An 18,962-nucleotide genomic window follows, 5' to 3' on the forward strand; every position below is an offset into this window, starting at 1 on the left:
TTAGGCTGGCAGAAGCCTACGGACAAATCCCTAAACCTCAAATGGCTAAGGGGATTCTAGAACAGACACTCACCTTAGCCGACTCAATCCCAGAAGAAGAGAAAGTTTTGTTCTTGATTAAGGTTGCAGAAACCTATGGAAAGCTTTCCGACTCTCCAAAGGCACAAGAGCTATTGCAGCAAATGCTGATCACGGTTAGCACAAGGCCAGAAAAAGAGAGAATTCCAGTCTTAAGTAAAATTGTAAAAGCATCTGGCCAAATTCCCGACACTCAGACTGCTCAAGCGCTATTGCAACAGATCGCTGCCGAAGCTAGCCTTATCTCAGATGCAGATGCTAGAGCTTGGGTCTTAAGCAAAATTGCAAAAGTCTATAGTCAACTGTCTAATGATCAAGCTACCCAGGAAGTTTTACAACAGATACTTGCCATTCTTAACGCTGTTTCAGACTGGGATAAGAGGAGTAGAAGACGTACAAGTGCTTTGGAAGGCATTACAGAATTATCTGGCCAGTTCTCTAATCCGAAAGCAGGTCAGGCAGCTCTCCAACATATACTCACAACGGTTAGCTCAATTCCAGCCTCAAGAACTAGAGCTGAGGCATTGTTGGATATTGCCCAAGTCTACAATCAGCTTGCTGACCCACAAGCCGCTAAAGAGGTTTTACAACAAGCAATTACGACAGCTAGCTCAATTCAAGACTTAAATGCTCAAGCTAGATTTTTGAAGAGAGTAGCAGAGGCCAGCGGCCAACTTTCTGCACCACAAGCTACTAAAGAGATTCTACAACAAACGCTTGCCGCAGCTAACTCAATTCCAGAGTCGCGTGACCAGGCGATGGTCCTAGGCAGCATTGCTGAGGTGTCTGGAGAGTTCTCTGACCCGCAAACTGCCAAAGAGATTCTACAACAAATAGTCACGGCAGCTAACTCAATCCCGGAATCTTATGACCAGGCTGTAATCTTAATCAGCATTGCCAAGGCATCTGGAAAGCTTATTGATTCTCAGATCACTCAAAATATTTTACAACAGGTAATCACTACAGTTAGCTCCATCCAGGAGGTGAGTGTCAAAGCTTGGGCCTTAACGGATATTGCCAAAGCACACAGCGAGTTCGGCGACTTACAATTAGTGCAAGATATCTTGCAACAGGCAGTCACGGCAGCTAACGATATTCCTGCCCCGGATACTAGAGCCAGAATCCTAATTGGCATTGTCGAAGCCTATGGACAGCTTGCTGATACTCAAGCTGTCGAAAAGCTTCTACTTCAGACAGTCGCTACGATTGACTCGATTCAAGATTCGACAGAGCAAACGAGAATCTTACTGTTAATCGCTATAACGCCTTGGCAACTCTCCGATACTCAAGTCGCTAAAGCAATTCTACAGCGAGCTACCGCTACAGATAATTCCATTCCAGAACCAGGTGCTGAAGCTTTGGTTTTGACTATAGTCGCAGGGATATCAGATCGTTTCTCCGGATCTCAAGCCACTGAAGAGATTTTACAGGAGGTACTTACCAAAACTGAACTCATCCCGAATTTTGTTACTAGAGCTTGGGTCTTGAGGAGTATTGCATTGTCATACGGAAAAATCAAAGATTTTGAGATGGCTAAAGCAGTTCTACAACAGTCGCTCACTTTGGACATGTCGATGGACTCTGATGCAAAAGCTGTGTTCTTAGATAGCTTTGCACGGGTTAGTGGAAAGCTTGCCGAGAACCAAGTCGTCACGGCATTGCTACAGCAAGTACTCACTGAAGCTAACTCTATCCAAGATCCAGGTAACAAAGCTACAGTTTTAAGGAGTGTTGCCGAGGCAGTTGAGATGGCAAGTGCATTAATCCAACAAACTGAACTACCTAAGTTTGGCCCAAATTAATGGCAACTTGCTCAGAAAACAGCTTCGTGGGCTGGGTTGAAGAATGAAACCCAGCAATCACAGAGCTTTACGTGCCTGACTTTGCGTTGGAGCGGATGTGAAGGCTAAAGCGTCAGGCTTCGTTATAAAATGGCCTCATACCGCTCAATTTTACCGTTGGGCAACAAAAGTGCCTAATGGGTGGAATGTTATTACGCTTTGTTAGCTTCTACCAATATTTCCTGAACAGCCCTTAGCGATGATTCCAGCGCACTTTGCATCCAACCTTGATTGGTTGATGTATGTTCCCCCGCAAAATGAATGCGCCCTTCTGGAACAATCCCATGTTCGTACAGACTCAATTGCTGATAGGGCCTGATCAAAGACCAAGCTCCTAAGCTCCAACGGTGATTGTCCCAACTCCAACTTTTCATACTCTGGATTGTTTGATTTTGATTAACCTGAGGATGAATCTTGGCGAGATTCTGCTGAACAATTTGATGGCGCTCCTGCTCAGGTAAATGCGCTAAATGACGGGCTAGCTTACCTGTCGTGTAGGATGCTAGCAAAACAGATGGAGCAGCCGAGATGGCAGGAGTTTTGGCCTGTGTATTATCTGAAGGATACTGGACTGTAGAGATGGGTAAATCGCTCGACGTACTCCCTCCGTATATCCCATCCTCTATTTCCCAAAAACGGCGATTCGTTACAGCGAATACCTTCGTAGCAGAAACATAGGAAAACTCCCGAATAGCCCGATGCTTAGCGGCAGAAAAGGGATTGTCCAGCCTAGATAAAACAGGGAAGGGAATCGTACAAAGAACAAAGTCTCCGACTTCTCTCTTGATGCTATTTTCTTCTACATAAACAGCTGCCGCCTTGGACGCTGAATCATCTCGCTCTAGGCTAATGACTTCACAACCCATTCTCGGTTTCGATTTGAGTTTGTCTGCCAAAGCAGTTGGGAAGCGATCGCTACCACCCACGATTTCCTCCATCTCGCCATAATTTGCGCCTACCCGGACAAAACTAAGTGCTGAACAATACATCAAACCGCCCAAAAAACCATTTGTCGCCGCCATCATTTCAATGGCATTGTCTGAAAAACCAGACGCTTTACACCACTGAAGCATAGACTGCTGATCCATCTCGCGAACGGCTGGATTTTGAATCTGCTGAGCAAAGATCTCAGCTTTCTCCTGGTCGTTCAATTGAGAAAGACGACTGCCAATGACGGCTCCTAAAACATCATTCGGCGTCAATCCTCTCTCCGAACCAGTTAGATTATAGAGACTACTCAACTGTTCGGGATTCTTCGCCCGTATCCGCTGATTGAGCAGATAGTAATATGCCTCAGGATTGACTGTTACCGATGGACGGAGTTGTAACTCACACTCATTAATGTAATGATGGGCTATCTCATGACTCTTAGCGATTTGCGATGCACCAACTTCGCCATACAGGTCATTCCCAAAGCGCAGGGTACGAACTCGTCCTCCAATATGATTGCGCTCCGCCTCTAGAATGACACATGAATGTCCCCGCTTTTCTAGCTCGTAAGCTGCACAAAGTCCTGCCATTCCTGCCCCCAAAATTATTACCTTCAAAGGTTGACTAGGATTAGGAGTAGCATCTAATTCGTTCAGCAAATTCGTAGACTTGATTTCTGTTTTAGAGGCCTTTGCATGTAATAGCTCTCTTGTGTGAATAAAACGAGATGTGAAAGCTGCACCACTTAAAGCAGCAACACCCCGCAAAAGCCAACGACGATTAATTTGGGATAAGGAGTTGACGTTAAAAAAAAATCGACTATCTTGATTCATTTGTAGTTATCCAAAGTGGCTTTCCAAAGCAAAATGAGAGACGAGTCGCTATTGGTGAAAGGGTTAGCGATTGCAAGATAGGTTTCTGTAAAGGCTGATGAATATAGTGTTGATTGAGTTTTTTCACCCTTGAAAGTCATTAATCGACTTAGTTCCTTTTAGACAGAGAAACCATCTGACCTCTATGGCTTATACTCACCAATAATCTCTAAAATGACTTCAAATCCCGTAATAAGCTGCCAGCCAAACAGACCTGTAATTGAGAATGCAAAAGCCATATGAATTTGACGTGCCCACTCTTTTCCTTTTTGCATAAAGGGAGCTAGGGCTGCGGCATTAGCCATCAAAACTGTCATGACAAGTCCGACGATGGTATGAGGGACGACATATAATTTGCCACTATTAAGATATTCAATCCCTAAAACACCAACACTTCCTATTGTCATAAGAGCTAAAAGTAATGCTGCGCTTTGATAGTGTCTTTGAGAAAACTTTTGTTGAACTAAGGTTTTCTTTGTTTCTCCAGTCGCTTTGCGAGCACGATGAGATTGCAATCCTAAGTAAAGTGCGTAAATCGTCAAGACGAACACAACCCACATCCAGGCTGGATGAATTGCATAAAGCCAATACTTCATCACTTCTGGAAGTGAGCCTCCAAACTGTAAGCCATTCATTTCTGAACCAAATATTTAAGCTTAATCTGTCAAACCCACCATTACCTGAGCATTTACAGTATGCATATGGTTCACTCTTGGTTTCTTGCCAATTTCTCCGATTTTTAGCACGTTCTTACAGAAGATGTTTAAGAAACGTCTTTGGCGTGACTCCAAACCATCGCTTAAAGTGGCGGTTGAGATGACTTTGATGGGCGAAGCCGACCTGGAGAGCAACTTCTGCGATTGGTAGCTTCCCTTCAACGAGAAGTTGCCTCGCCCGCTTAACTCGATGCTGAATCACATATTGATGCGGTGTGAATCCAGTCGATGCTTTGAAGAGCTGAGTGAAGTAGCTTGGACTCATTTGAGCAACAGCCGCAAGATCAGCTAAAGACAGTTTGCGATCCAGATAGGCATCAATGTATTCGAGCACCTGCCGCAATCGATAGCTTGGCAGTCCACCTGCTTGAGCTGGGAGTATTGGTTTTTGTGCAGTGTAATGGCGAATTAAGTGATTAAGCAGCGCGGTACAGAGGGAGTCTGCATAAAGCTGCCCCCCTAAGCCACTTGACTCAAGCTCGGCTTTTAGGGCTAATCCTATTCCATGAATTAACGGGTCAGCTGTTGCGAAATGGGGCACTAGTTCAGCGCTATCCCAGCTTCCCGTTAATTGCACCGCACTGAGAAATGCGGTTGGTTCAAGACTAAGAATCAGATAGCGATGCTCTGTATCCCAGCAAGCATAGTGGGGCATCTGGGCTGGAATAATGAGAATGTCGCCGACCTGAAAGTGATCTTCCTGAAACTGGGTATCTAACCTCTGTTCAGCCCAGGTTGGAGTCTCTAGGTGAACTAAAACCAAATGCTGATTGGAGACAGTTTCAGGAAGTTCATGGGGACGATGTTGATAGTAGCTTAGGTTAACCCCATGCCATTGTTTTGGTTGGCTTGAAAGAAGCGAGGCAGAGGGCAAAACCTGTAAAATCTCGCTATCTCTAGTGAAGTCAATCGCTATCGCGCTGCTTGAGGACTGTTTCTTAGTTCCAAAAGGGGCTTGTTTCACAGCGTCAGCTTATCAAAGGCTATTAAGATAATATAAGCATTGCGATTAGGATTTATCAATCTACACCACGCAAGAGCATTAGTGTTGTTGGCTCTTACAATCTTTTCTCAAGCGCAATGATTGTACATTAACCTTTGCGCTGAAAAAGAAACATGGGTCTTAAATCAAATTACCTATGTACTAAACACAAAATCAACCAGTGCTCCCTTAGCGATCGGGTTTCTGAATGCCAGGAATTTTGCCGATTTCGATCCTCAAACATTCGAGGAAGCGTCGCAAACGTTGAGGTTGGTAACGCCCTGGTAAGGTGGCCACGTGAATGGTGAGCCTTGGTGCACGCCATTGCGGCAGAATATCCACCAAACGCTGATCAGCCAAGTCTTCTTCAATAAACCAGCGAGGCAAGACTGATGCACCCATGCCCGCAAGAGTCGCTTTGTGCAGGGCGATGATGCTGTTGGTGGTCATTTGGGCAAAAGGAGTCACTAAAACCTGCTTGCCTTTGGCATTCGATAGAGGAATGCGATCGCCTTCAAAGGGTGTCAACACAACAAAGGGAAGCTGCCCCAATGTCTGTGGCTTATTGATTGAGCCATAGTTTGCCAGTAGCTGAGGCGAAGCAACAATCATACGCTCTACCTGCCCAAGGGCCTCAACTTTTAGGGAGTCGTCAGGGACAGGGCCAATTTTAATCCAACAGTCACAGCCAACTTCGGCAAAGCGAATATTACTATCTTGCAATTGCCAAACTAGCGAAATCTGAGGGTGTTGTTGCTGGAATCTCAGCATGCTATCCAGTAGTTGGTTTTGTCCCAGGGCGATGGGAGCAACCACGCTAATTTTGCCTCGGGGGGTGGTTTGGGCGTCAAGATGTCTTTCTTCAAGGGCTTCCCAGCTGTCTAGCAACTGACGAGCATCGGCGAGCAGTTCAGTTCCGGCCACAGTTAACGACAGGCTATGGGTCGTCCGGTGCATGAGTTGAGTTTTGAAACGAGTCTCTAACTCTGCCAACTGACGACTGACAGAGGGCTGCGACAGCCCCAAATCGCGAGCAGCCGCACTGATGCTGCCTGCATCGGCAATGCGTACAAAGGTATCCAGAAGATTCAGGCGATCAAGGGATTTGCTCATGCATAAAATGAATAACAGCTATTTTTGTTAATCGTCTACACAATATCAGTTGATCCTGTCATAGTGAATTTATCAACATGATGTAGTTGGATTTCATTCTGTTGTAGATGGTGAGGAGATGTTTTTATAACTATTTCAGGATCTTCGCGATCGCAAAATCATCCCCTAAACAGGAACAGAACAACCTATTTCTAAAAAGATAGGCAACCTCGTCAACATAAACTTTAAAGCTATTAGTCTTAAACCCATGGAGTCTCCCTTCTTTTCCACTTCTAACCCTCTGAACTTTTTACTTGGTGGTGATCTCCCGATCAACCGTTTAGGTTACGGGGCCATGCGCTTGACTGGACAGCCCGGTAACTTTGGCCCCTATGCAGATTGGGAAGGCGGTAAACAATTGCTGCACCACGCTGTAGACCGTGGAGTTAACTTGATCGACACGGCTGAGGCCTATGGCCCTGGTCATAACGAAGAAATTATCGCTGATGCCTTTTATCCCTACCCTGCGGGTTTAGTCATTGCTACCAAGGGAGGGATCAATAAGCCTGCACCTGACAATATTCAAGCAGATGGTAGACCAGAGAGTTTGCGGCAAGGTGTTGAGGGCAGTTTACGACGGCTCAATCTGGAGCGTATTGACCTTTATCAGCTGCACCGCCCTGACCCCAAAGTGCTTTTTGCCGAATCGATTCAGACGCTTGCCGAGCTACAACAGGAAGGTAAAATTCGCCATATTGGTGTCTCAAATGTCACCCTGGCTCAGCTCAAGGAAGCTGAAGCGATCGCACCTATTACCTCAGTACAAAATCGCTATAGCCTGCTCGATCGCACGCACGAAGATATCCTCAACTATTGCACTGCCCATCAGATTGCCTTCATTGCCTACGGTCCCCTGGCTGCCCATCCACTCAGACCTGGTTCTCCCTTAGTGGATGCTGAGGGAACTCTACGTGAAATCGCTAACGCCCATAATATGAGCCCGACACAGATTGCCTTGGCTTGGCTGTTGCATCGGGCCTCCAATATTTTGCTAATTCCAGGAACAACGTCGATCGCCCATCTCAAAGAGAACTTAGCCAGCGCAACGATTAGTCTCTCACAGTCAGAGTTTCAGCAGCTAAACAACCTTGGATAATGTTTAAATCAAAATTCAGGTACTGCATCATCAACATCACCATAACCCTTATCCTCCTCATTGATTGACTACCCACTCAGCCACTCCATTCGCTAACGCTTTAGCGAGTTGCTGCTGTGATTCTGGATTAACAATCCACTCAAACTCATAGGGGTTAATCATAAAGCCCAGCTCTAGTAAGACACTTGGTGTCACACTGGGTCTTGTGAGAGCTAAATTATTCCAATAGACACCGTAGGCTGGGCGATCTAACGTCTCTACTAAGTAGTTGTGCAAAAATAATGCCAGATCATGGGCCTGGGGGTGATACCAAAATGCGCCAATGCCTGCTGTATTGAGGGCATCACCATTATCAGGCAGTGCGTTGTAATGAAGGCTTAGCGCCATGGTGGGCTCTGTTGCCTCAATCACAGCAACTCGATCGCGTGGAAACAAATCATCGTCGCCTTCGCGCACCATCACAACCTCAGCGCCCAACACCTCTAGTTCATCTCTTACTAACTTAGAGATTAATAGTGCAACATCTTTCTCGGGATACCCATTGGGGCCACGGGCACCCAGATCTTCACTGCTGCCATGGCCAGGATCGAGCAATATTGTTGTGCCCTGTAGTGGTGCGACAGTGGCATCAATGGCGGGCGGATGTTTGAGCGAGAGAATCAGATTTGTTCCTTCATAACGCAGTTTATAACCCCACTGTTGATCGGTCTTAAAATGGAATGTATAGGAAGCCTTATCTGGCAAAATGGGCTGCCAGTCCATCCGTTCCACCACTGGGTTATCAGAGAAAAAGATAGTATCCGTTTGGGGGACAGTGTTGTGCAAAATCAGGGTCAGACTGTTGGTGTCTTGTTCCACCGTCATGGGCACTGGCACCTGTAGCGGAAAGATGACCTCAGTCCAGTCTGCTACTTGACGGGATCTGATGCCGCGAATGGTTGTTGTTACCGGGATAGGACTAGGAGAAAGCGAGACTTCTGATGCCCGAATCCAAGCGCCGTAATCTAGACGCACCCAATCCCCTTCACGACCGGTAACAGTAGCGCTGGTGCCTTGGGGAAGTGGTGTTAGACGAGAATAATCGGTGCTGGGGCCAGTGCGAGCAATGCCAGACTCTACGGTAACTTCCGCTACTTGAAAAGAGGTGGGAGAGAGAATCTCTATGGAGCCACTACCCGCCTGGGTGATTGTTTGCCCATTGAGGGTGAGCTGAAATTCGGGGGTGCCAAAGCTTCCCGGTTGATTAAAGGTGGCACAGCTGCCATACTGCGCAGCATTGAGTGCATAGGGCTCAGTTTGTTCAGTTAGTACAGCATAGTTGGGAGGTAGCTCAAAGCTGCCAGGCTGAACCCTAAGAGCGATGCTCTGACCGGCTAAATTAACGGCGACTTGGGCTTGAGGTGGAGCAACGGCTTCAAAACAAACCAATTCTCCTGGCTGACGAGCAATACTGCGGCTAGGCTCTAATGTATTTTCTGCAAAGGCAATGCCATTGATCTGAGGAGGCTCTAAGGAATCACGGGTAATGTTAAACGTGATGCTTTCACTGCCTTGGGTAATGGTGAATTGGTTCTGACCGATGGCTAAGGGGACTGTGGGGGCAAAATGTCCGGCTGAGCTGCGGTCGGTGATAGGGGTGCCGTTAATTAAAACATCACTGTCAGGGGCACCGGTGCCAATAAAGAAAATTCGATCTGATACGGTGGTGTGAGTGGACGGTGGATAGGCAACAAATAATTCAGCCATGGCTGGGTGAACAATTGCAAGCTGGCATGTTAATGCGGGTACTAATGCCCCCGCCAATGTTTTCCAACGATTTGCCATGGTGATTTACCCTCTATTCAACCCACGGGCGAAATTATAGCGGCTGTTGCTCCCCCTATAGGTTTTACGACTAGATGTAAGGACGAATAGAAAGAGAGTGTTACGTTTTAATCAACTAACGGGTCAAACTCATTCTGATTGCTCAGGGGTAAAACCAGGTATTTCTCTCCCATCGAGGGAATAATCTGGCCCTCTGAGGCTATGGCACAATTAACGGGGTCCACTGCATCCAACTTTTAACGGCCTGGTTTTTAAATTGAAACCTGGTTGTTTTGGGTTTGCATAATTATCCAATCTCCGCTTTGCGATCGCATTATGACTAAGTTTGTGTTTGTCACGGGTGGTGTCGTTTCCAGTATTGGTAAAGGCATTGTCGCGGCTAGTTTAGGCCGTTTGCTCAAGTCCCGCGACTATTCGGTGTCTATCCTCAAGTTGGATCCCTACATTAACGTTGATCCTGGCACCATGAGTCCGTTTCAGCACGGAGAAGTGTTTGTGACGGAAGATGGTGCCGAAACGGATCTGGATCTGGGTCACTATGAGCGATTTACCGATACCTCTATGTCGCGTCTCAATAGTGTCACCACCGGTTCGATTTACCAAGCAGTCATCAATAAAGAGCGGCGGGGTGAATACAATGGACGCACTGTGCAGGTGATCCCCCACGTTACCAATGAAATCAAAGAGCGGATTCGTCGGGTTGCTCAAAACCGCAACCCCGATGTAGTGATCGTGGAGATTGGTGGCACCGTAGGCGACATTGAGGGGCTACCATTTTTAGAAGCCATTCGCCAATTCCGTAAAGATGTGGGGCGCGAAAATGTTATCTACATGCATGTGACGCTGATTCCTTATATCCCGGCGGCAGGAGAAATTAAAACCAAGCCCACCCAACACTCGGTTAAAGAACTGCGGTCCATTGGTTTGCAGCCAGATATTTTGGTGTGTCGCTGTGCCCAGCCGATTCCCGAGCACATCAAGGCTAAGGTGTCGGACTTTTGCGATGTTCCCGAGGCCTGTGTGATTGCGGCAAATGATGCCCCCAGCATCTATGAAGTGCCTCTGCTGATGGAGCAGGAAGGCTTGGCAGAACAGGCTATTCGCTTGCTTAATTTAGAGGATCGCATCCCCGCCTTAGACAAGTGGTCCACCCTGGTGGAGCGGCTATACACGCCTACCCAAACCTTGGATATTGCCATTGTTGGTAAGTATGTCAGCTTGAACGATGCCTATCTGTCGGTGGTAGAAGCTTTGAGGCACGCTGCGATCGCAATCCATGCTGAAGTGAGTATCCGCTGGATCAGCTCAGAAGACATTGAAGCGAACGATCCGGCTGACTATCTAGAAGGTGTTCACGGCATTGTGGTACCGGGGGGCTTTGGCAGTCGTGGCATCGATGGCAAAATTCGCACCATTGAATACATCAAAGAACAGGGCATTCCCTTCTTAGGTTTATGCCTGGGGATGCAATGTGTGGTGGTGGAATGGGCTCGCAATGTAGCTAAGCTATCTGAAGCCAATAGTGCTGAAATTGATCCTGAAAGTGAAAACCCAGTCATTAACCTCCTACCTGAGCAACAGGATGTGGTGGACTTAGGGGGCACCATGCGCTTAGGTTTGTATGCCTGTCGTTTAGAGCCAGGTACCCTCGCCAGTCAGCTGTACGACCAGCCAGTCATTTACGAACGTCATCGCCACCGTTACGAGTTTAATAATGCCTACCGCAATCTGTTTTTAGAAACAGGCTATGTGGTTAGCGGCACCTCCCCCGACGGACGTTTAGTGGAGATTGTCGAACTGCCCGACCATCCTTTCTTTATTGCCAGTCAGTTCCACCCCGAATTTCAATCCCGACCCAATGCCCCTCACCCACTTTTCTTAGGCATGATCAAAGCCGCCGCAAAGCGCTCTGGCAATCCCTCTGCCATGGATGAGATCGCGCCTGCACCAGCGATGTCAGAACCAGAAACATGGACCCAATCCATTGCCGATCCGGTGGCTTAGTGCCTTGGGTGATAGCTGTTCAATGAACGGTCCCTAGGCCGTTGGTTCATCGGGCCATGGGTTCATAAGTACGTCCTTCATAGGAGCGGCAACCTTCACATGGCCCCATGGGATTAACGGCACAGCGAATATGGGGAGAACGGGCATTGAGCTGACAGGTGATATCACCAATCACCAAGCCAATGCCGTCGATATAATGCTCATCTGGATCTCGTCGTCGCCACGGGTGAACTGAGGGGTATTGGGCTGATTCTATGGCAAAGTCAAATCGTTCAATGACTCGTCGTTCGGCTCGATACGTTGCCCAAACTGATAGAGCTGGTGGCAGTAGGCCTATCAGAATCAAAAATACCACTACGACCATACAGAGCGATTATTTGAGGGCAATTTCCCTGATCGTAGCGCAGGTTGTTGGAGCGGCGGATGTAGATTTGTGGAAGAGGGGGTGAAGGGAGGAGAGTGAATGTTGGGTCACGATAAACACGACATAAACACGACCCAACATTCATTTTCCCTATTTTTCTTCCTTTTCCTTTGGCTTATAGGTTGACTTCACCTGCAATTCCTTGAGCTGACGCTCATCTACTTTGGATGGTGCCTGGGTCAACAGACAGCGGGCTTGTTGGGTTTTGGGGAATGCGATCGCATCGCGAATCGACGTTTCTTCCGCCATGAGCATCACCAATCGGTCTAAACCGTAGGCAATGCCACCGTGGGGCGGTGCACCAAAATCAAAGGCATCCATAAAGAAGCCAAACTTTTCGCGGGCTTCTTCATCGCTGAGGCCAATGGTGGAAAATACTTTAGCCTGTACATCGGGTTGATAGATACGGAGACTGCCACCGCCAATCTCATAGCCGTTGAGCACCAGGTCATAGGCCACGGCTCTAGCCGTTGTTAGGTCATCAATATCCTCAGGATTGGGCGCTGTAAATGGGTGGTGTAATGCCTCATAGCGATTTTCATCAGCGTTCCACTCAAACATGGGGAAGTCTGTCACCCAGAGGAAGTTGAGCTTGTCGTGATCAATCAGATCTAGCTCGGCGGCAATGGCCTGGCGGACTTTATCTAGGGCGGCATTAACGGTGGCTGTGGGGCCGGCACCAAATAGCAGCAGGTGGCCAGCCTCAGCACCGGTACGCTCTAGCAGCGTTTGCTTTTGCTCATCACTGAGGTTGTCCTTAATGGCTCCAATGGTGTCGATTTCCCCACCTTCGCGAACACGAATGTAGGCCAATCCTTTAGCACCCGCATCAGTGGCCACCTTAAACACATCACCGCCGGGCTTAATGCGCACATTCGAAATGGCATCATTACCGCCAGGAATCGGTAGTACTTTTACCTGACCGCCAGACTTGACAGCGCCGGAAAACACCTTAAATCCAGAGTCTTTAACAATGTCAGAGACTGAAACCAGCTCCAGTCCGTAGCGAGTGTCCGGCTTATCGCTACCGTAGCGATCCATCGCCTCGGCATAGGTCATACGGGGGAAGGGCAGCGGCAGGTCGATGCCCTTCACGACCTTGAAAATATGGGCCACTAAACTTTCATTGAGCGCCAGGATCTCCTCTTGATCCATAAAGCTCATTTCCATATCCAGCTGAGTAAATTCTGGCTGGCGGTCGGCGCGCAGGTCTTCATCGCGAAAACAGCGAGCAATCTGGTAGTAGCGATCCAGGCCTGCTACCATCAGTAGCTGCTTAAATAGCTGAGGCGACTGGGGTAACGCGTACCATTCGCCTGGATTAACCCGTGAGGGCAGTACATAGTCCCGTGCCCCTTCTGGCGTAGAACGGGTGAGGACTGGAGTTTCAACTTCAACAAATCCTTCCTGGTCTTCAAGAAAACGACGAATCGCTTTCATGACCTCATGGCGCAAGCGGATATTACGACTCATGCGCTCTCGTCGCAAATCTAAATAGCGGTACTTTAACCGCAGTTCCTCACGCACATTTTCCTCTTCCGCCGTTGAAATTTGAAACGGCAGTTGCTTACGCACGGCGCTGAGGAGTTCAATGCTATCGGCGTAAATTTCTACCTGCCCCGTTGGCAAGTTAGGGTTCAATGACTCGGGTGGACGCTGGCTAACCCGGCCTTCAATTTTTACGACATACTCATTACGTACCTGATCAGCCGCTGGATAGGAGGCCGGGGTACGTTCGGGATCGCTGACAATTTGCACAACACCATCGCGATCGCGCAAATCTAGAAAAATCACACCACCATGGTCACGGCGGCGATCCACCCAGCCATACAGGGTAACAGTCTTATCGATATGCTCGGCCCGCAGCTGACCGCAGTATAAGGTACGCATGGATATAGAAAGAGGGTGATTTTTCGTAGGTTTCAACAAAGCCTACCTATTATCTAGGATTGTTAGGTAGTTTTGAATTTTGAAGTTTGAGTTTTAAGTTTGATCCTTTTGAGATTTTTCTGGCAAGCCCAGGACATCAACTCAAAATTCAATACTTAAAACTCAAACTTCAAGGCCAAATCTCCCTTTCCGTAAAACCGCTATCGGACGGCTGCACGACCCTGCATCATATCCGACAGCATAGACGCTGGCTGCTTTTGGTGGGGCCAGGCAAAAGCATGACGAAACGCAGCTTCTTGACATGCTCGCAGGCCATCAAAACCAATGACGTCCTGAGTTAGCAGGTTTTCATACTCAAAGGGCAGTCGCACATTGTGCAACCCAGCGTTGTCCGTACAAATTGCAATATCCACACCTGCGTCAAAGCAGCGGCTAAAGACCTCTTTCAGCTGACTAATTTCATCGAGGGTACCCGTTTGCCAGTAGGTCGTCGGACAGACTTCTAAGCATTGTCCCCGCGCAGCTACATCCTTGAGCAGTTCTGGATAATGTAGCGGGATCTGAATACCATGGCCAATCCTCATCAGATAGGGCAACAGCTCTGGATAGCAGCCATTGGACGTTTCATAGAGGTGTCCCGTTGTCTTGATCCCCAACGATTGAGCATAGCGATATAGCTGCACAATCTCATCCAGCTTTTCTCGATAGGCTGCATCTCCACCCGCAATGTCAATGGCACAGACATAGTCTGGGTACTGTGCTGCCAGATCAACGGTGGCTCGATTGATTTCGTAGGGCAAACGGGAGTGCATACATAGAATTTGCCGAGTCACGACTGGATACTCGGTTTGTTCACTGGCACGACCAACGATCTCAACGATCTCCGCCATCATGTCCATGCGCTCCCGCTCGCTCATGCTGTGGGGTGTGCGATAAAACGGCGTATAGCGCAATTCAAGATAAGCCAGGTTTTCGAAGATGTAGGCTCCTCGAATTAGACGATAGATAAAGTAAGGCAGTGCTTCGCGAGTTTGAACACTTTCTACGAGGGTATGTAGCTCCAAATACTCTTCTAGAGAGTCCTTGGGTTGAATGTAGAATTGCTCAAACTCGGCATAATTTTGAAACCGCTCAGCTAAATCAGGACGGTTTCTCTGAAAGTAGCGCCACAGGATTCTGGGTACGACAGAGCCCCCCAGATGGCGATGGAGTTCTGCATAAAGACTCATGATGTCTCAATGTATTGGGTGGATTGGTGAAAAAAATTAATTGCTTAATGTTGCGAGAGCAACGACAACCCCACGACCCTTTCAAAATTACGCGGGGATCAAAAATTACAACGTTGAAACAAAAATTAAAAAAGTGTGAAATGCCTATTAAATTAAGTTTTACCTCAGGATTTAATTTTTTGCCTAAAAAAAACTTCAAAACCCTGATGAGCTTAAACTTTAGTTAACCTTTGGGGTTTGAGAAAGTAGCGCGCAAGTTAGCGGAATTTATTTTTTTACTACGACCAAGGTTTATGTTGCATTTGTTGACACTAGCTACCTTGCCTCATCATAATTGTGATTTGTTTGAACTCTAACGCGCGAGATTCCCTTGGCAAACGTTATTGTAATTGGTGCCCAGTGGGGCGATGAAGGTAAAGGAAAAATCACTGATTTGCTTAGTAAATCAGCAGATGTGGTTGTCCGTTATCAAGGTGGTGTCAATGCAGGACACACTGTTGTTGTAAAAGATCAGACCTTTAAGCTGCACTTGATCCCATCGGGCATCTTGTACCGTGATACGGAGTGTTTGATCGGTAGTGGTACAGTTATCGACCCTAAGGAGTTGATAGCTGAACTTGATAAGTTAGATGGCCTGGGAGTTTCCAGTAAAAATCTCTTTATTTCTGAAACTGCCCATGTGACCATGCCTTATCATCGGCTGATTGATCAGGCTTCTGAGGAACGTCGAGGGAGTAAGAAGATCGGCACTACAAAGCGTGGTATCGGTCCCACCTACGCGGACAAGTCAGAGCGCACAGGGATTCGCATTTGCGATCTAATGGATTTGTCAGCTTTTCGCGATCAGTTAGATTGGACAATTAGCTACAAAAATATTGTTCTAGAAAAGCTCTATAATCTTCCACCTCTCGATGCAGAGGAAGTATTCCAGGAGTATGAGGTTTACGCTGAGCGATTACGCCCCCATGTGGTTGATAGCTCTTTGCACATATACGATGCATTGACAAAGCGTAAAAATGTACTGTTTGAAGGGGCTCAGGGAACTCTTCTAGATCTCGACCACGGTACTTATCCCTATGTGACATCATCCAACCCAGTTGCCGGTGGTGCATGTATTGGTTCCGGTATTGGCCCAACTGCTATTGATCGCGTGATTGGTGTTGCCAAGGCGTATACAACTCGTGTAGGTGAAGGACCCTTCCCCACTGAGCTATTGGATGAAATGGGCAATGCTCTTTGTATGCGTGGGGCCGAGTTTGGTACGACGACGGGTCGACAGCGTCGCTGCGGCTGGTTTGACGCTGTGATTGGTCGTTATGCTGTCCGGATTAATGGCTTAGACTGTTTGGCCATTACCAAGCTGGATGTTTTAGATGAGCTGGACGAAATTAAGGTTTGCGTTGCCTATGAGTTAGATGGTGAACGCTGCCATGATTTGCCGGGTAGTGCTAGTCAGTTTGCTCGGTGTAAGCCGGTTTATGAGGTGATGCCAGGTTGGAAACAATCCACAGCGAACTGTCGTAAACTAGAGGACCTGCCTTCACAGGCTCTTGATTATCTAGAGTTTTTGGCCAAGCTGATGGAAGTTCCCATTGCCATTGTGTCGTTGGGTGCTAGCCGCGATCAGACAATTATTGTGGAAGATCCAATCCATGGTCCAAAGCGTGCCCTGCTCTATGAGAACGGTGGCGCATTTAAGGTGGCTTAGATTATGATCATTGGCCCCCAAACGCTAGGATGATAAAGCTCTAAATTACGGTGTTACTGGGCAGATGCCGTATCGCAAAGGTTTGAGGCCAGTGCAAACTCGATTGTAGGCTGACTGGCTGCCTAAAAAGTTGGACGGACAACAATTTCTTTTTTCATCGATCGGATAATTATAATGGAACTGACTCTCGACTGTAGTAAGCGTGCAGATAATGAAAAACCTGGGGCTTTACGTCGCGCAGGTGTGATGCCGGCTGTACTTTATGGCCACGATGGCACTAACTCGGTATCCCTCAAGGCAAATACCCGTGAAGTTGAAGCGCTGATACGTAATGCTAAGGGGCAGAAAGTGGAGTTGAGCCTGAATGTGACTGATATGCCTTGGAACGGCAAAGTCGTTTTGCAAGAAGTGCAAAATCATCCTTGGAAAAGTGAGATTTATCACATTAGTTTCTTGGCTCAATAAGCTTAATTTTTAGCACAGCTATTAAAACCTCTGATTTCTCTAAGAAGTCGGGGGTTTTAAAGAAACCGGGCTTTTTAATGGCAGCCAGTATAGTATAGGCGTTAACTATTCAGCCCTGTTTTACGACGGATATGAAAACGCCTCAAGGAAAAAAAATTATTAATGACATGACCGATTTGATTGTGCCAGCTGCGTTGCGGATTTGGCTGGTCTTTCTATTGGTCTTTGTGTTGTTAGGGTATCCAGTAACGGTCAGTATTTTGTTCGGGGCTGTGGGTGGTTTTGCAGGTGGCTTAGTGTCTGCCTGGTGGTATGCACCAGGAGGAGAGCCTATGCCTAAAGCAGATGGGCAGACCTTGTCTCCCATGTTGCAGTTACCTAAATTGCGCTGGCGCGGTGAGCGGCGTCATTTGCGGCGGCGGCAGCGCTAATATCCATCAAGTTTAAAAAAGTTGATAGACGGTGGGTAGCATGATGGCTATTACATTTTTTAATTCGGTGATTCCATCTACTCAACAATTGACCCTTGATGGACTACTACTATGTTTTTCTTTTTATCGAAGTTCCTTCCTTTACTGATTTATCCGTTGGGATTGAGCTGTTTGCTCCTATTGATAGCTCTAGTTTCGCTGTGGAAGTTTCCTCGCCGGTCTTTATTTGCGATCGCAACCGCCTTACTCATCCTTTTTTGCAGCAGTAATCCTTTAATTGCGGTCACCTTTGTCAAAACCCTAGAATGGCAATACTTGCCCTTAGACCCTGTACCCGCCGCTGAAGTGATTGTAGTTCTAGGTGGGAGCACCCGCGCTCAGTCCCCACCTCGTCCTTGGGTCGAAGTTTTAGAAGCAGGTGACCGTATTTTGTATGGTGTCAAGCTCTATAAAGAGGGGGTGGCTCCCTCGATTTTGTTTAGCGGTGGTCGTGTCTCTTGGCAAGGTAATGAGGGTGGTTCAGAAGCTCAGGATATGGCTGCGATCGCGAAAACAATGGGCGTGCCTGAACGCAGTATTGTGCTAGAGAATGTATCCTTAAATACGTACCAAAATGCCGTAGAAACAGCGAAAATCCTGCGCCAGAAAAAGATCACCAACATTTTACTAGTGACTTCAGCTATCCATATGCCCAGGTCCGTCGCAATTTTTGAGAAGCAGGGGTTTGATGTGACGCCAGCTCCTACTGACTATTGGGTTGCTCAGGAATCTCTGGATCAGATGCGAGGAATTTCCCCGGGAACATTTCTCAATGTCTTGCCCGACACCGAAGCCCTTCACTTTTTTACAAGAGCTCTTAAGGAATATATAGGACTCGGGATCTATCGTCTGAGGGGCTGGTTATAGTGAGGTGAGTAGCACCTGTTTCCCCACATGATTTTCAGACTATGCAAGGTTAAACGTTGACCTCCACCTTAACTTTCTGACTAGCCCGAGTATGTTCAAACGTTCTTTAGAACCTCCCGCAACGAATGTTGGTGAATCGATTCAACTACAACAAATTGCCTACGAGTTTCGTCAGGAAGTTAGATACCGTGATGACTTTGAAGCCTATTGCCAGTGGTACTACGACACGGCTGAAAAACATCGTACAGAGCTCGCTGCAATGAAAAACGATATCCCTTTCTTTAGTTGGTTTTGTCGTAGTCGTACCTGAGGAGACTGTTGGAGTTAAGAGAGGATGGTTTGGCTAGAGAGTAGGATGCTGACATACCATTAAAGTGTTAGCCAACGGCTCAGCTAGCCTAAGCGGTAACTGTT

16 protein-coding genes are annotated in these 18,962 nt (G+C 47.4%); 8 read left to right on the top strand and 8 right to left on the bottom strand.

Features of this window, described 5'->3' with window-relative positions; genetic code table 11:
- Positions 1 to 41 precede the first annotated feature (41 nt).
- The gene (locus U2F10_RS28515) at positions 42 to 1,880 is read left to right on the top strand and encodes a tetratricopeptide repeat protein (protein WP_499873967.1); all 1,839 of its coding nucleotides are present in this window, start codon (positions 42 to 44) and stop codon (positions 1,878 to 1,880) included.
- Between the two features lie 191 nt (positions 1,881 to 2,071).
- On the opposite strand, the gene U2F10_RS28520 is transcribed toward U2F10_RS28515, so the two are convergent.
- The 4 genes from U2F10_RS28520 to U2F10_RS28535 form a co-directional block, all read right to left on the bottom strand.
- Positions 2,072 to 3,682, bottom strand: coding sequence for a flavin monoamine oxidase family protein (locus tag U2F10_RS28520; RefSeq protein ID WP_499873968.1), 1,611 nt, complete (start codon positions 3,680 to 3,682; stop codon positions 2,072 to 2,074).
- Positions 3,683 to 3,864: 182 nt separating this feature from the next.
- Positions 3,865 to 4,356 carry a DUF4079 domain-containing protein gene (locus U2F10_RS28525; RefSeq protein WP_499873969.1) on the bottom strand — a complete coding sequence of 164 codons (492 nt, stop codon included), beginning with the start codon at positions 4,354 to 4,356 and terminating at the stop codon, positions 3,865 to 3,867.
- A gap of 115 nt (positions 4,357 to 4,471) precedes the next feature.
- Positions 4,472 to 5,401 (bottom strand): helix-turn-helix transcriptional regulator, encoded by a 930-nt coding sequence (locus tag U2F10_RS28530; RefSeq protein ID WP_499873970.1) that lies wholly within the window; start codon positions 5,399 to 5,401, stop codon positions 4,472 to 4,474.
- A 207-nt stretch (positions 5,402 to 5,608) separates the two neighbouring features.
- Positions 5,609 to 6,532, bottom strand: a complete 924-nt coding sequence (locus tag U2F10_RS28535) for a LysR family transcriptional regulator (protein ID WP_499873972.1) — start codon at positions 6,530 to 6,532, stop codon at positions 5,609 to 5,611.
- 247 nt (positions 6,533 to 6,779) lie between these two features.
- On the opposite strand from U2F10_RS28535, the gene U2F10_RS28540 reads away from it, so the two are divergent.
- On the top strand, positions 6,780 to 7,667 hold the full coding sequence (locus U2F10_RS28540) for an aldo/keto reductase (RefSeq protein ID WP_499873973.1): 888 nt from the start codon (positions 6,780 to 6,782) through the stop codon (positions 7,665 to 7,667).
- A gap of 57 nt (positions 7,668 to 7,724) precedes the next feature.
- Here the strand turns inward: U2F10_RS28540 and U2F10_RS28545 are convergent, their stop codons facing one another.
- Complete coding sequence (locus U2F10_RS28545) at positions 7,725 to 9,491, bottom strand: N-acetylmuramoyl-L-alanine amidase family protein (protein ID WP_499873975.1); 1,767 nt, start codon at positions 9,489 to 9,491, stop codon at positions 7,725 to 7,727.
- A 315-nt stretch (positions 9,492 to 9,806) separates the two neighbouring features.
- Between U2F10_RS28545 and pyrG the strand changes: the two genes are divergently transcribed.
- Positions 9,807 to 11,495 (top strand): CTP synthase, encoded by a 1,689-nt coding sequence (pyrG, locus tag U2F10_RS28550; protein ID WP_163663408.1) that lies wholly within the window; start codon positions 9,807 to 9,809, stop codon positions 11,493 to 11,495.
- Between the two features lie 46 nt (positions 11,496 to 11,541).
- Here the strand turns inward: pyrG and U2F10_RS28555 are convergent, their stop codons facing one another.
- The 3 genes from U2F10_RS28555 to U2F10_RS28565 form a co-directional block, all read right to left on the bottom strand.
- Positions 11,542 to 11,859 (bottom strand): DUF6464 family protein, encoded by a 318-nt coding sequence (locus U2F10_RS28555; protein WP_284681674.1) that lies wholly within the window; start codon positions 11,857 to 11,859, stop codon positions 11,542 to 11,544.
- A gap of 150 nt (positions 11,860 to 12,009) precedes the next feature.
- Positions 12,010 to 13,809: an aspartate--tRNA ligase gene (aspS, locus tag U2F10_RS28560; protein ID WP_163663404.1), complete on the bottom strand. Its 1,800-nt coding sequence runs from the start codon at positions 13,807 to 13,809 to the stop codon at positions 12,010 to 12,012.
- 200 nt (positions 13,810 to 14,009) lie between these two features.
- Positions 14,010 to 15,038, bottom strand: a complete 1,029-nt coding sequence (locus tag U2F10_RS28565; protein ID WP_006518281.1) for an adenosine deaminase — start codon at positions 15,036 to 15,038, stop codon at positions 14,010 to 14,012.
- A 370-nt stretch (positions 15,039 to 15,408) separates the two neighbouring features.
- Here U2F10_RS28565 and U2F10_RS28570 point away from each other — a divergent pair, with 370 nt between their 5' ends.
- From U2F10_RS28570 to U2F10_RS28590, 5 genes are all read left to right on the top strand, one after another.
- Positions 15,409 to 16,746, top strand: coding sequence for an adenylosuccinate synthase (locus tag U2F10_RS28570; protein WP_163663403.1), 1,338 nt, complete (start codon positions 15,409 to 15,411; stop codon positions 16,744 to 16,746).
- A 174-nt stretch (positions 16,747 to 16,920) separates the two neighbouring features.
- Positions 16,921 to 17,211, top strand: coding sequence for a 50S ribosomal protein L25 (gene rplY / locus U2F10_RS28575; protein ID WP_163663401.1), 291 nt, complete (start codon positions 16,921 to 16,923; stop codon positions 17,209 to 17,211).
- 131 nt (positions 17,212 to 17,342) lie between these two features.
- Complete coding sequence (locus tag U2F10_RS28580) at positions 17,343 to 17,642, top strand: hypothetical protein (protein ID WP_163663399.1); 300 nt, start codon at positions 17,343 to 17,345, stop codon at positions 17,640 to 17,642.
- 111 nt (positions 17,643 to 17,753) lie between these two features.
- Positions 17,754 to 18,548 carry a YdcF family protein gene (locus U2F10_RS28585; RefSeq protein WP_163663397.1) on the top strand — a complete coding sequence of 265 codons (795 nt, stop codon included), beginning with the start codon at positions 17,754 to 17,756 and terminating at the stop codon, positions 18,546 to 18,548.
- A 91-nt stretch (positions 18,549 to 18,639) separates the two neighbouring features.
- Complete coding sequence (locus U2F10_RS28590) at positions 18,640 to 18,858, top strand: hypothetical protein (protein ID WP_163663395.1); 219 nt, start codon at positions 18,640 to 18,642, stop codon at positions 18,856 to 18,858.
- Positions 18,859 to 18,962 lie beyond the last annotated feature (104 nt).

Origin of the sequence: Leptothoe sp. EHU-05/26/07-4 (assembly GCF_043421015.1) — a bacterium.
Lineage (GTDB): Bacteria > Cyanobacteriota > Cyanobacteriia > Phormidesmidales > Phormidesmidaceae > Leptothoe > Leptothoe turfae.